This is a genomic window from Paractinoplanes toevensis (assembly GCF_018332695.1).
In the GTDB taxonomy this organism is placed as follows: Bacteria; Actinomycetota; Actinomycetes; order Mycobacteriales; family Micromonosporaceae; genus Actinoplanes; species Actinoplanes toevensis.
In genome coordinates this window covers 68,103-81,439 of record NZ_BOQN01000059.1, presented here as the reverse complement: position 1 = coordinate 81,439, position 13,337 = coordinate 68,103, and the positions used below count along the sequence as shown (strand labels likewise).

Here is a 13,337-nt window from a genome sequence, read left to right as displayed (position 1 = left end):
GTTGCACCATCTGTGCCGACTGTGCCGATCAGGTAAGCAGGAGGGGGTCGTCGAGGAGGTGTTCGAAGGCCAGCTCGGCGGCGCCGATCAGGGCCGCGTCGTAACCCAGCTCCGGGGTGCGCAGGCGGATGTGTTCGCGGCAGGCCGGCAGGGCGATGGCGTTCAGGCGGCTGCGGATCTGGGCCGCCGCCACCAGGTAGACGTCGCGCAGGGTGCCGCCGAAGATGACGGCCTCCGGGTTGAAGATGTTGACCAGGTTGCCGACGCCGAAGCCGATCCACTCGCCGACCTGACGCACCGCGAACTGGGCCTGGCTGTCGCCGCGCATGGCCGCGTCGACCACACCCAGCACCGCCTCGCGGCCCGTGTCGTCGCCCCGGCCGGCGTGCTTCAGCAGGGCGTACTCGCCGATCTCAGTCTCCCAGCAACCGCGTGAGCCGCAACTGCACTCCCGGCCGTACGGGTTGACGACCATGTGGCCGACCTCCCCGCCGTACCCGCCGTGGCCGGAGACCCGGCGGCCGTCGGCGATGATGCCGGCACCGACGCCGGCGTCGCCGTACAGGTAGATGACGTTGTCGCAGCCGGCCGCGGCCCCGCGGGCGTGCTCGACCAGCGCGGACACGTCGGCGTGATTGCCCACGGTCAGCTGGCCGTCGCCGAGTTCGGCGCGCAGCGCCGCACCCACCGGCTCCTCCACCCAGCCGATCGTCGGCGCCAGCCGGACCATGCCGTCGTCGCGACGCACCATGCCGGCCACCGCGACGCCGGTGCCGATGTAGCGGGCGCCGTCCGGCACCTCGCGGCGCATCTCGTGGACGAACTCGGTGAGCGGCTGGACCGCGTCGAGCACCTGCATGCCCCGCGGCCGGTCGGTCTCCCGGCGGTCCAGGATGCGGCCGCCGAGGCCGACCCGGGCCGCACGCAGCCGGTCCACCTCGATGCTCAGCGCGTACGCGTAGACCATGGACGACTCGGGCCGGACGACCAGCGAAGGTCGCCCGGCCCGGCCGGTCTCACGTGGTGCCGCCTCGCTGACCAGCCCTGCGGTGGTCAGCTCGGCGGTCAGGGCCCCGATGGTGCTTCGATTGAGGCCGAGCCGGCTCGTGAGTTCCGCCCGGGAGGTCGCGCCGTGTACATGCACGTACCGCAGCAGGGTCCCGAGGTTGTGCCGGCGAACCTCCTCCTGGCTGGGGCCGGCCCGCATCAGCGCGCCGCCCCCGTTCCCAGGATCCTTCTCATCGGTTTCCGGTTGATGCCGCCCTGCGCCGGGCCAAGGCGTCGACGCTCGCCGCGATCAGCAGGATCAGACCGGTGACGATGTACTTGGTGCCCGCCGTGTAGCCCATCAGGCCCATGCCGTTGTCGATGACCGTGATCACCGCACCACCGACGACGGCGTTGATGGCCTTGCCCTTGCCGCCGAAGAGGCTGGTACCGCCGATGACAGCCGCGCCGACCGAGTACAGCAGGATGTTGCTACCACCGGTGTTCGGGTCGACCGAGTTGGCCCGGCTGACGGCGAGGATGCCGCCGATCGAGGCCATGAACGAGCCGATCACGAAGACCGAGATGCGGATCCGGTCGACCGGGATACCGGCGCGACGGGCCGCCTCGGTGTTGCCACCGACCGCGTACAGGTGCCGGCCGTAGGTGGTCTTGCCGAGCACGAAGGTCCAGACGATCAGGAAGAACGCGATGATCGGGGCGACGATCGGCACGCCCTTCACCGAGTTGATCACCGGGTTGATGCTGCGTTCCTGGGTCAGGATCGCGGTCGCCACCAGGATGATGATCGCGAGGGCGCCGATCCGCATGAGCACGATGCCCATCGGGTCGGTGACCAGGCCGCGGGCGGCGCGGGTGCGCACGGTGTTCAGCTGCACCAGGGCGAAGGCGACCACCGCGATGATCGCGAAGGCCCAGCTCAGGGCGACCGACAGGTTGCTGTTGGCCAGCTTGAGCACGAAGCTGTCGGTGATCGAGATGTTCTTGCCGCCGCCGAGCAGCTTCAGCAGGATGCCCTGGAACGCGAGGAACGCCGCCAAAGTTACGACGAACGATGGAATGCCGAACTTCGCCACCAGGAAACCGAGCACGAAGCCGATCACGATGCCGGTGAGCATGGCCGCGGGCAGGGCGGTGTACCAGTCCCAGCCGTGGTTCGTCAGCAGGATCGCCATGATCGCGCCACACACACCGGAGGCGAAACCGGCGGACAGGTCGATCTCGCCCAGCAGCAGGACGAAGACCAGGCCCATCGCGATGAAGATGTACTGCGCGCCCTGCGAGAACAGGTTCGCGAAGTTGAGCGCGCCGAAGAACGTGTCCCGGGCGACGCCGAAGATCAGGCACAGCACGATCAGGCCCAGGACGGCGGGCAGCGACCCGAGGTCACCGCCGCGGACCCGGCCCCAGTAATCGTTGATGTGGCTGGCGACGGTCGGCTTGACGACCTTGACGCCGCCGGCGGTGGTGGTCGTGGTGGTCACTTGTCGCCTCCGGGCGTGATGTCGACGATTTCCCCGCCGAAGTCGGAGGGCTTCTCGGGCGGCAGGCCGATGTTGCCGCTACGGCCGGCGGTGATCAGCTCCACGATCTGGGAGTGGGTCACGTCGGTGGTCTTGACCTGGGCGGCCATCCGGCCGAGGTAGAGCGCGGCGATCCGGTCCGACACCGCGAAGACGTCGTTCATGTTGTGCGAGATCAGCACCACGCCGAGGCCCTGGTCGGCGAGGCGGCGCACCAGCTCCAGCACCTGGGCGGTCTGCGCGACACCGAGGGCGGCGGTCGGCTCGTCGAGGATCACCACGCGCGAGTTCCACAGCACCGCCTTGGCGATCGCCACGGTCTGCCGCTGGCCACCGGAGAGGCTGGCGACGAGCTGCCGGAGCGACTTCACGGTGCGTACCGAGAGGCTCGCGAGCGTGTCGCCGGCCATCTGCTCCATGGTCGGCTCGTCGAGCACGATGCCGCGCTTCTTCTCCCGGCCGAGGAACATGTTCTGGACGATGTCCAGGTTGTCGCAGAGTGCGAGGTCCTGGTAGACGACCTCGATGCCCAGCGCGGAAGCGTCACGCGGGCTGTGGATCGCCACCTGGTTGCCATCGAACGTGACCGTGCCCGAGTCGATGGTGTAGATGCCACTGATGCACTTGACCAGCGTCGACTTGCCGGCGCCGTTGTCGCCGACGAGGGCGGTGACTTCGCCGGGGTAGACGCTCAAGCTGACGTCATGCAGGACCTGAACGGGACCGAAACTCTTATCTATCCCGCTGATTTCCAGGAGGGGTGTGGCGGCCACGGTGGTTCTCCTTCGCTTGGTGACCGAGGTTCGTCGTCGTGGCTCCGCCACTGGCGATCGGGTGGGGGGGTGACCCAACTCCGGCGCCGCCCACGCCCCGGGGGGAGTGAGCGGCGCCGTAGTCAGCCGTTCGGGACTAGCCCGTCAACAACGCTGGGTCAGCTGATGCCTGCGGCCGTGCAAGCCTTGGCGAAGTCAGCGGTGCAGATCGCGTCCTTGGTCACGAAGCCGTCGGCGATGACGTCCTTGACGTTCTCCTTCGTGATCGCCTGCGGGACCAGCAGAACGGACGGGACCTCCTTCTTCGACTCCGGGTCGGTGGTGGTGCCGGTCGCCGTGGTCGGCTTCTTGCCACTCGCGATCGCGATCGCCAGCTCGGAGGCGGCGTCCGCCTCCTTCTTGATCGCCTTGTAGACCGTCATGCACTGGTCGCCGGCGAGAATGTTCTGCAGACCCTGAACGGTCGCGTCCTGGCCGGTGACCGGGACCTGGCCGTTGAGCTTGTTCTTCTTCAGGATCGAGATGGCCGCGTTACCGAGGCCGTCGTTCGCCGCGAGAACACCCTTGATGTTCTTGTTCGAGGTCAGCATCTGCTCGAAGATGGTGCCGGCCTGCGCGTTGTCCCAGTCCGGGACGTCCTGGTTCGGGCCCTTGACGAAGGTGCCGTCGGCGTACTTCGGGTCCAGAACCGAGTTGTAACCCTGGGCGAACAGGGTCGCGTTGTTGTCGGTCGGGGAGCCGTTGAGCTCGGCGACGACCGGCTTGACGGCCTTGTTCGCGGTGAGGCAGTCGACCAGACCCTGGCCCTGCAGCTCGCCGACCTTCACGTTGTCGAACGACACGTAGTAGTCGGCACCACCGTTGAGGGTGAGGCGGTCGTAGTCGATCGTCGCGATACCGGCGGCCTTGGCCTTGTCCAGCACGGCCTTACCGGTGCCGGAGTCCAGGTTGACGATCATGAGGACCTTGACGCCGCTCGAGATCATGCCGTCGGCGATGGTCTGGAACTGGGTCTTGTCACCCTGGGCGTTCTGGATGTCGACCTGAATACCGGCCGCGTCGAACGCCGCCTTCAGGAACTTGGGGTCGTCGGTGCCCCAGCGCTGCGAGCTCTTGGTGTCGGGAAGGATGACGCCAACCTTGCCCTTGGCCGAGCTGTCGCTGCCGGTGCTGCCGGAGTCGCTGCTGCTGTCGTCACCACAGGCAGCAATGCTGCCGGTGGCCAGGAGGCCGACGGCGGCGAGGGCGAACAGTCCCTTACGCATTCCTTGTGTCCTTTCGGGTAAACCGGGCGTTCGATAGGATTCGATGTTCTGCGCTGTCGGGAGTGTCGCTCCCCGAGACGCCAAGTGATCAGGAGCTAGTTTGTTGTGCCCGGCAACGTATTCCCGTTGCGGCCTGTCGCACAAGCGGTGCGCCCTGGGGATCTCGTAACCCGGCATAACAATCCGGCAACACGGCGGTGATACAGGGATTTCGGCCCTTCCGGCAGCCGCAGGCCGGTCTGGGCCGGTAGCTTCAGGTGGATCACACAGTTACGCTAAGTCGCCGCCCTGCCCGATCTCTCCCGTTCTCGGGAGAAAGATCCGGCAGGCCCGTAACGTTGTCGTAACGGCGGGGGCCCGGCTAGAAATATCGGGCTTTATGTCCGAATAGCAGCGGTAACCGCATCGGTCAGCCGAATCAGCTCGGCCGGCGCGAGCGCCACCTGTAATCCTCGGCGGCCGGCCGAGATGAACATCCGGTCAAGCGCGAGCGCCGACGAGTCCACCACGGTGGGCAGTCTCTTTCGTTGTCCGAGCGGACTTATCCCGCCTCGGACGTAACCGCTGCTGCGCTCGGCCGCGGCCCGATCGGCCATCGCGGCCCGTTTCCCGCCGGCCGCGGCGGCGAGGGCCTTGAGATCGACCTCGCCGGTCACCGGCACGACCGCGACCACCAGCCCACCGTCGACCTCGGCGATCAGCGTCTTGAAGACCCGGGCGGCGTCGATCCCCAGCGCCTGCGCCACCAGCGCCCCGTAATTCGGCGCGTCCGGCGACACGTCGTAGGGGTGCAGCGTGTGCTCGACCTGCTGGTCGGCGAGCACTGCGGTGGCCGGGGTGCGGGCCGCGGGCTTCTTGGCCATGATCGAAAGGTACTCCCGGGAAGGGCCTACCGGCCTGTGTGATTTTTTGCCCTTTTATACGTACGAATTTGCCTCAAGCCGCACCTAGACCGGGCGGCACAGCAGAACCGTCGGCGCACCGGCGACCCGGGTGAGGATAAGCGAGGCGGAACCGGTTCCGGACAGCCGGAGGTCCTTCCGTAACTGATCGGGCTCCAGGGCGGATCCGCGCTTGCGGATCTCCAGGCGGCCGATACCCCGCTCGCGGAGCAGCGCACGCAGCCGTTTCAGGGAGAACGAGAGGACATCGGTGATCTCGAGCCGGCGACCGTAGGGGGTATCGGCGGCGGAGTCGGCGTAGACGTAGGCGATGTCCGGGTCACCCAGGCGGCCGTCGATCGTGGCGGCGAACTCGGCCACCAGGTGCGAGCGGACCACGGCCGGATCCGGGTCGTAGACGAACCGGCCGACCGGTCCGACCGGGGCCCGCTGGACCCCGGTCCCGGTCAGCTCGCCGCCGGGCAGGAGCGTGGCCCGGCGGGGTGCCGACGCCAGCGGGCCGCACCAGAAGGCGGCCTCGACCAGATCGCCGCCGACACTGACCCACTCGCCCTCGGCGCCCGGCGGGAGCAGGGCGTGATCGATACCGGGGGCCAGCTTGAGAACCGTGGGCGGGACCCGGGTGGCCAGCGCGGCCACGAAATCCCACGGCGGGGAGTACGACTTCGGATCGAACACCCGGCCCCGGCCGGCCTTCCGGCGGGCCGGGTCGGCGAAGACGGCGTCGAAGTCCTCCACCCGTACGGTCGTGGCGTCCGCGCACTCCACCCTGATCCGGTCGGTCAGGTCGAGCGCCGCCACGTTGGCCGCGACCATCGCCGCCGTGGTCGGGTCGGCTTCCACCGCGTACACAAAGATGCCGGCGCGGGCCGCCGCCAGCGCGTCGGAGCCCAGCCCGCAGCCCAGATCGGCCAGGGTCTTGACCCCGGCGGCCGCGAGGCGCGCCGCCCGCCGGTCCGCGACGACCGCTCGCGTCGCCTGTTCCAGGCCGGCCCGGGTGAAGAACATGCGCTCGGCGGCCGCGCCGAACTTCCCGGCCGCCCGGCGGCGCAGATCGACCTGGGTGAGTGCGGCAGCCGCGAGGTCCGCGGCAATGCCGCGGGCCCGCATCGCGGAGGCCGCGGCCAGCGGTTCTCCTTGATCCACTGCCGCGGCCACGGCCAGCGCATTCACCCCTTCGGGGGTACGGAGTCGGTCCAGCTGCTCGGGAGTCACGCAGGCATTCTCCCCGGCATGACGAGACTGGCACTCTGGTTGACGGAGTGCTAGTTCCGGCATAACCTCGCGGTTAGCACTCTCAACATGAGGGTGCCAATCGCGCGCCCGTCGGGCGAGCGGTTAGGCACCAGGCGGACCGGCACCCGCGACGACGGCCCCGCCCGGTGGCATGAGGCATCCAGCGTCAAAATTACCCAGGAGGGTATGCCCGTGACTACCGCGACCAAGGTTGCGATCAAGCCGCTCGAGGACCGCATCGTGGTCCAGGCGAACGAGGCTGAGACAACCACTGCGTCGGGCATCGTGATCCCCGACACCGCCAAGGAGAAGCCGCAGGAGGGCACCGTCCTCGCTGTCGGCCCCGGCCGCATCGACGACAAGGGCAACCGCGTCCCGATCGACGTCCAGGTCGGCGACACGGTTCTCTACTCGAAGTACGGCGGCACCGAGGTCAAGTACGCCGGCGAGGAGTACCTGGTGCTCTCCGCCCGCGACGTCCTCGCGGTCATCGAGAAGTGACCTACTGACAGTGCGCACCGCCCTGGCCCGGATGTATGGGGTCAGGGCGGTGGTGCTTGAAAGGACTGAAGATGGCGAAGATTCTCAGCTTCTCTGACGACGCCCGGCACCTGCTGGAGCACGGCGTCAACACGCTCGCCGACACGGTCAAGGTCACTCTGGGCCCGCGCGGCCGCAACGTCGTCCTGGACAAGAAGTTCGGCGCGCCCACGATCACCAACGACGGCGTCACCATCGCCAAGGAGATCGAGCTCTCCGACCCGTACCAAAACCTCGGCGCCCAGCTGGTCAAGGAGGTGGCGACGAAGACCAACGACGTCGCCGGCGACGGGACCACCACGGCGACCGTGCTCGCGCAGGCGCTGGTCCGCGAGGGCCTGCGCAACGTGACCGCCGGCGCCAACCCGCTCGGTCTCAAGCGCGGCATGGACAAGGCCGCCGATTTCGTCTCCAAGGCTCTGCTGGCCAAGGCCGTCGAGGTCGACGACCACAAGGCGATCGCGAACGTCGCCACCATCTCGGCCCAGGACGCCACCATCGGCGAACTGATCGCCGAGGCGATGGACCGGGTCGGCCGCGACGGTGTCATCACCGTCGAGGAGGGCTCGGCCATGCTGACCGAGCTCGAGGTCACCGAGGGTCTGCAGTTCGACAAGGGCTTCATCTCGCCGAACTTCGTGACCGACGCCGAGTCGCAGGAGGCCGTCCTCGAAGACGCGTACCTCCTGATCACCACGCAGAAGATCGCCAGCATCGAGGAACTCCTCCCGCTGCTGGAGAAGGTCCTGCAGACCAGCAAGCCGCTGCTGATCATCGCGGAGGACGTCGAGGGCCAGGCCCTGTCCACCCTCGTGGTCAACGCGATCCGCAAGACCGTCAAGGTCGCCGCGGTGAAGGCTCCCGGCTTCGGCGACCGGCGCAAGGCGATGCTGCAGGACCTGGCGATCGCCACCGGCGGCGAGCTGATCGCGCCCGAGCTCGGCTACAAGCTCGACCAGGTCACCCTCGACATGCTGGGCACCGCCCGGCGCGTCGTGGTCGACAAGGAGAACACCACGATCGTCGACGGCGGCGGCAAGTCCGCCGAGGTCGCCGACCGGGTCGCGCAGATCCGCAAGGAGATCGAGGCGTCCGACTCCGACTGGGACCGGGAAAAGCTTTCGGAGCGGCTGGCCAAGCTCTCCGGCGGCATCGCGGTCATCAAGGTCGGTGCCGTCACCGAGGTCGAGATGAAAGAGCGCAAGCACCGCATCGAGGACGCCATCGCGGCGACCAAGGCGGCCGTCGAGGAAGGCACCGTCCCCGGCGGCGGCGTCGCCCTCGCCCAGGTGGCCAAGGACCTCGAAGGCGGCCTCGGCCTCACCGGCGAGGAAGCGATCGGCGTCTCGATCGTCCGCAAGGCACTCCTCGAGCCGCTGCGCTGGATCGCGCAGAACGCCGGCCACGACGGTTACGTCGTGGTGGGCAAGGTCGCCGAGCTGGGTTGGGGCCACGGCCTCAACGCCGCCACGGACGAGTACGTCGACCTGGCCGCGGCCGGCATCATCGACCCGGTCAAGGTGACCCGCAACGCGGTCTCCAACGCCGTGTCGATCGCCGGTCTGCTGCTGACCACGGAAAGCCTCGTGGTCGACAAGCCGGCCGAGCCGCAGCCCGTCGCCGCGGGCGGCGGCCACGGGCACAGCCACGGTGGCCACGGCCACCAGCACGGCCCCGGCTTCTGATCTGGTTTCACGGGGAAGGCGCGCCTTCGGGCGCGCCTTTCTGCTTTCTAGCCGGCGGCCTCACCCGGCCGGGAGCAGCTTGGCCAGACGCGCCTTCTTGCCGTTCTCCCGCACGATCCAGGCGACGTCGCCATCGGCACGGCCGGACAGCTCGCGGAAGCGAGGCAGGCCCACCGCCGGATCGGCGGCGACCGCCACACTCCAGCAATAGCCCAGCGCCTTTCGCAGCGCGCGCACGTCGTCGGCCCGCCGCCGCTCCGCCGGCGCACCCGCCAGCCAGTCGGTCGCGGCGGCGCAGGCATCGAGGGCGGCGACCACCGTCTCGGGTGCGTCCAGCAGCCTCGGCTCGCAGATCGCAGCGACGGCCGCCCGCACACCAGCGGGTCATCACCCTCGGCCCAGGCCGCGACCAGGACGCGCAAACGGGCTCGGTCGGCGTCGCCGAGCCGCTGCAGGGCCATCGCGACCGCCTCGCGAATCCGCCAGCGCGGATCGCGGGCACGCTCACGAAGCCGTGCCTCGATCCGGCCGTCCGGCTTCTCCGCCAGCACCCGCCCAAGCCCGATGACACCGCAGAACACGAGGTATTCCTCGCCCCCGGCGATCAGCCCGGCAAAGATCGCCGCGTCGCCGGCATCAGCGACCGCCTGCGCCAACTCGATGTTGGCCCGCGGCCCCGGCAGCCCCGAATTCTCCACGAGGTACGCCGGCCACCGACCCGCCTCGAGCCCGGCCAGTTCATCGCGGTACTGCTCACGCCGCCCCACCGGCGCAGTCTAGGCCCGGCCGCCCCTCCCCCGGACGGGTCAATCGGCCCGATCAGCCCCGGCGATCGCGGGCTCGGCGTTGCCGCCGGCCGTGATCCGCTGGGCGTCGCCGCCGGCCGGGGTGCGCTCGGCGTCGCCGCCGGCCGTGGTGCGCTCGCCGTCGCCGCCGGCCGGGATGCGCTCGGCCGGGGTGCGCTCGCCGTGCCAGGAGCGCCACAGCGCGGCATAGGAGCCGTTCGCGGCGACCAGGTCGTCGTGCGAGCCCAGTTCGGTGATGCGGCCGTCCTCGACGACGGCGACGCGGTCGGCGTCGTGGGCCGAGAACAACCGATGGGCGATCGCCACCACGGTGCGGCCGTGCAGCACCGCCGCGAGCGACCGCTCCAGGTCGCGGGCCGCCCGCGGGTCGAGCAGCGAGGTCGCCTCGTCGAGCACCAGCGTGTGCGGGTCGGCCAGCACGAGGCGGGCCAGCGCGATCTGCTGCGCCTGCGCCGACGAGAGCGAATGCCCGCCGGCACCGACCTCGGTGTCCAACCCCGCCGGCAGGGTGAGCGCCCAGTCGAGGGCGTTCACGGCGGCCAGCGCCGTCCGCACCTCGTGCTCGCCGGCACCGGGCCGCACCATCGCGACGTTGTCCCGGACCGTGCCGATGAACACGTGGTGTTCCTGGCTGACCAGGGCCACCTCGGCGCGCAGCCGGTCGAGCGGCAGGTCGTCGAGCGACACCCCGCCGACCGTGATCGTCCCGGCGGTCGGCTGGTGCACGCCGGCCAGCAGCCGGCCGAGCGTCGATTTCCCGGCCCCGGACGGCCCGACGATGGCGAGCCGCTCCCCCGGCGTCAGGGTGAGGTCGATGCCGTGCAGGACCTCACGCCCCGCGACGTACGCGAAACGCAGTCCGCGCACCTCGATCCCGGTGCCGGCCGGAACCGGCACCGCCCCGGCCCGCGGCTCCGCCTCGCCCTCGGCGACCCCGAGCAGCCGGGCCAGCGAGGCCGCGCCGACCTGCAACTCGTCGAGCCAGCTCAGCAGCCGGTCGACCGGGTCGACCAGCATCTGGGCGTAAACCACCGCGGCGGTGAGCTGCCCCAGGGTGACCGTGCCGCGCAGGTAGAGCGCGCCGCCCACCAGCAGCGTCGCCACCACCGGCAGCACCCAGCTGAGCTCGACGATCGGGAACCAGACCGTGCGCAGGAACAGGGTGGCTCGCTCGGCCAGATAGCTGCGGTGCAGGTCGGTGTCGGTGCGTTCGGTGCGTTGCCGCTGGCGGCGGAGCGCGTCGACGGTGCGGGCGCCCTCGACCGTCTCGGCCAGTCCGTCGGTGACGGTCGAGTAGGTGGCGTTCTGTTTCAGGTACGCCTCGGGGGCGCGTTTCAGATACCACCGGGTGCCGGGCACCAGGATCGGCACCGCGACCAACAGCGGCAGCGCCAGCACCGGGGTGACCGCGAACATGGCGGCCACCACCAGGATCCCGACGATCATCGCGATCATGGTCTCCGGCACCGCGAGCCGGACGCAGCGGGACAGCGCGTCGACGTCCCTCGTCGTCCGGGTGAGCAGGTCTCCGCTTCCGGCGCGCTCCACGGTGGACAGCGGCAGCGCCAGCACCCGTTCGACGAACTCCTCGCGCAGACCGGCCAGCACCCGCTCGCCCAGCCGCGCCGACGCGAGATAGGCGAAGCGGATCAGCACCGCCTGCAGCACCACGAAGCCGGCGATGAGCGCGGCCAGCCGATCAACCGTGCTGACACCCCGACCATGCTGAATGGACTCGACGAGCTCGCCGAGCAGTCGCGGCCCGACCAGCCCGGCGACGGCCGCGAGCGCGTGCAGCCCGACGGTGACGCCGAGCGCCCGCGGGTGGCGCCGGAAGAGATCGCGCGCGTAGCGCCGCACCTCGGCCGTGCTCGCGACCGGCAGCAACGCGCTCAAGACTGGTCCTCGCGCAGCACCGTGCGGGCATAGCGCGGCTCGGTGGCGAGCAGATCATGATGGCTGCCGTCGGCGACCACCCGGCCGGCCTCGACGTAGCAGACCCGGTCGGTGCGGTCGAGCACGAGCGGACTGGACGTGCAGATCACGGTGGTGCGCCCGGGTCTCGTGGTGGCCAGCCGGTCGGCGATGCGGGCCTCGGTGTGCGCGTCGACCGCGCTGGTCGGCTCGACCAGGATCAGCGCAGGCGGGTCGGCGACCAGCGCCCGCACCAGGCGCAACCGCTGTTGCTGGCCGCCGGAGAAGGTGCGCCCGCGCTCGGCCACCTCGCTGTCGAGCCCGTCGGGCAGGGCCTCGACGATGTCGGTCGCGGCCGCCGCGTGCAGCGCAGCCGGAAGCCGGCCGCTGCCGCCCGGGTCGAGGTCGGCGCGCAACGGCCCGGTGAACAGCCGGGCGTCGTTGTCCGCCACCAGGACCCGCCGGCGGACGGTAGCCAGCGCGAACTCGTCGAGCGGCACGCCCGCGGAGACACCACCCTCGGCGTAGCGGCCGAGGCGGTCGGCGATCCGGGCCGCGTCGGCGGGCTCGGCCGCCACGATCGCGGTGATCTCGCCGCACCGGACGACCACCCCCGACTGCGGGTCGGCCAGGTCACCGGCGAGTTGATCGGCCGGCCGGGGCGACGAGGGGTCGGGCAGGTCGGTGACCGCGTCCAGCAGCCCCACCACCCGCCGGCTCGCCACGTGCCCGCGGGTGAGCTTGTCGAGCGCCTCGGTCAGCTGCCGCAGCGGCGCGACGAGGAACGCAGCGTACGCATAGAAGGAGACCAGCTGACCGACCGTGATGTGCCCGCCCAGCGCGAAGCGCGCACCCAGCCAGGTGACCAGCACCAGGAAGATCCCGGGCAGCAGCACCTGAGCCGCCTCGAGCAGCGACTCCACCCCGGCGGTGCGGACGCCCGCCGACCGCAGCGCCTGCGACTCGGCACGATAACGCTCGGCCGTCACCGCCTCACCGCCCACGCCGCGCAGCACCCGCAGACCGCCGACCAGGTCGGCGGCCCGGGCCGTGAGCCGGCCCTGCTGCTCACGGGTCAACTGCTGCCGGTGGTGCAACGGCTTGATCAGCAGGCCGACCACGGCCATCAGGACCGGCACGCCGACCAGCACGACCAGCCCGAGCGGCACCGAGGTGGTGAGCAGGATGACCGTGACGACGACCACCGCGATCAGCGAGCCGGTGCCCCGGGCGGTGATGTCGAGGGCCGCGCCGACCGCCCGGATGTCGGCCGTGCCGATCGCGACCACCTCGCCGGTGTCGATCCGCCGGGACAGCGCCGAACCGAGCCGGCCGGCCTGCCGCACGGTGACCTGAACGGTGACGAACATGGCGCCCAGGAAGTTGACCACCGCGAAACGGTGCCGGGCGACGCCGAAATAGGCCTGGCCGGCGCCCACCGCGAGCAGCACCATCGACCAGGTGAAAAGGCCGTCACCGTCGTGCCGGACGGCGGCGTCGATCGCCTTGCCGACGATGGCCGGCACCACGGCCTGGCAGAGCATCCAGAGGATCGCCAGCCCGATCGCCGGGAACACGGTGCTCCGGAACCGCCGGACCAGCCAGACCAGGTAGTGGGTGGCGGATCGGCCGTCGGGTGTGCCGGGTTCGGCGTCGGGTAGCTGTCTCATCGGGCCCGACGTTAC

Annotated in this window: 11 protein-coding genes; 2 read left to right on the top strand and 9 right to left on the bottom strand. The window is 70.4% G+C overall.

The annotated features are described in order from the left end of the window. Nucleotides 1-28 precede the first annotated feature (28 nt). The 6 genes from Ato02nite_RS22535 to Ato02nite_RS22510 form a co-directional block, all read right to left on the bottom strand. Nucleotides 29-1,207 carry an ROK family transcriptional regulator gene (locus Ato02nite_RS22535; RefSeq protein ID WP_213008568.1) on the bottom strand — a complete coding sequence of 393 codons (1,179 nt, stop codon included), beginning with the start codon at nt 1,205-1,207 and terminating at the stop codon, nt 29-31. A 31-nt stretch (nt 1,208-1,238) separates the two neighbouring features. Next, nucleotides 1,239-2,492, bottom strand: coding sequence for a sugar ABC transporter permease (locus Ato02nite_RS22530; protein WP_213008567.1), 1,254 nt, complete (start codon nt 2,490-2,492; stop codon nt 1,239-1,241). Then, nucleotides 2,489-3,304 carry an ATP-binding cassette domain-containing protein gene (locus Ato02nite_RS22525; RefSeq protein ID WP_213008566.1) on the bottom strand — a complete coding sequence of 272 codons (816 nt, stop codon included), beginning with the start codon at nt 3,302-3,304 and terminating at the stop codon, nt 2,489-2,491. The genes Ato02nite_RS22530 and Ato02nite_RS22525 overlap by 4 nt, the downstream gene beginning before the upstream one ends. 158 nt (nt 3,305-3,462) lie before the next feature. After that, nucleotides 3,463-4,569, bottom strand: a complete 1,107-nt coding sequence (locus tag Ato02nite_RS22520) for a sugar ABC transporter substrate-binding protein (RefSeq protein ID WP_213008565.1) — start codon at nt 4,567-4,569, stop codon at nt 3,463-3,465. 377 nt (nt 4,570-4,946) lie between these two features. After that, nucleotides 4,947-5,432, bottom strand: a complete 486-nt coding sequence (gene ybaK, locus Ato02nite_RS22515; protein WP_213008564.1) for a Cys-tRNA(Pro) deacylase — start codon at nt 5,430-5,432, stop codon at nt 4,947-4,949. Between the two features lie 84 nt (nt 5,433-5,516). Then, entirely contained in the window at nt 5,517-6,686 is a 1,170-nt protein-coding gene (locus Ato02nite_RS22510; protein WP_213008563.1) for a class I SAM-dependent methyltransferase, read from the bottom strand. 213 nt (nt 6,687-6,899) lie between these two features. Here Ato02nite_RS22510 and groES point away from each other — a divergent pair, with 213 nt between their 5' ends. Continuing rightward, nucleotides 6,900-7,208, top strand: a complete 309-nt coding sequence (gene groES, locus Ato02nite_RS22505) for a co-chaperone GroES (protein ID WP_023358324.1) — start codon at nt 6,900-6,902, stop codon at nt 7,206-7,208. A 71-nt stretch (nt 7,209-7,279) separates the two neighbouring features. Next, the gene (gene groL, locus Ato02nite_RS22500) at nt 7,280-8,932 is read left to right on the top strand and encodes a chaperonin GroEL (RefSeq protein WP_213008562.1); all 1,653 of its coding nucleotides are present in this window, start codon (nt 7,280-7,282) and stop codon (nt 8,930-8,932) included. A 60-nt stretch (nt 8,933-8,992) separates the two neighbouring features. On the opposite strand, the gene Ato02nite_RS51785 is transcribed toward groL, so the two are convergent. The 3 genes from Ato02nite_RS51785 to Ato02nite_RS22485 form a co-directional block, all read right to left on the bottom strand. Continuing rightward, complete coding sequence (locus Ato02nite_RS51785) at nt 8,993-9,307, bottom strand: hypothetical protein (protein ID WP_246607308.1); 315 nt, start codon at nt 9,305-9,307, stop codon at nt 8,993-8,995. Nucleotides 9,308-9,738: 431 nt separating this feature from the next. Then, the gene (locus Ato02nite_RS22490) at nt 9,739-11,634 is read right to left on the bottom strand and encodes an ABC transporter ATP-binding protein (RefSeq protein ID WP_213008560.1); all 1,896 of its coding nucleotides are present in this window, start codon (nt 11,632-11,634) and stop codon (nt 9,739-9,741) included. Continuing rightward, nucleotides 11,631-13,322 carry an ABC transporter transmembrane domain-containing protein gene (locus Ato02nite_RS22485; protein WP_213008559.1) on the bottom strand — a complete coding sequence of 564 codons (1,692 nt, stop codon included), beginning with the start codon at nt 13,320-13,322 and terminating at the stop codon, nt 11,631-11,633. Before Ato02nite_RS22485 ends, Ato02nite_RS22490 begins: the two co-directional genes overlap by 4 nt. Nucleotides 13,323-13,337 lie beyond the last annotated feature (15 nt).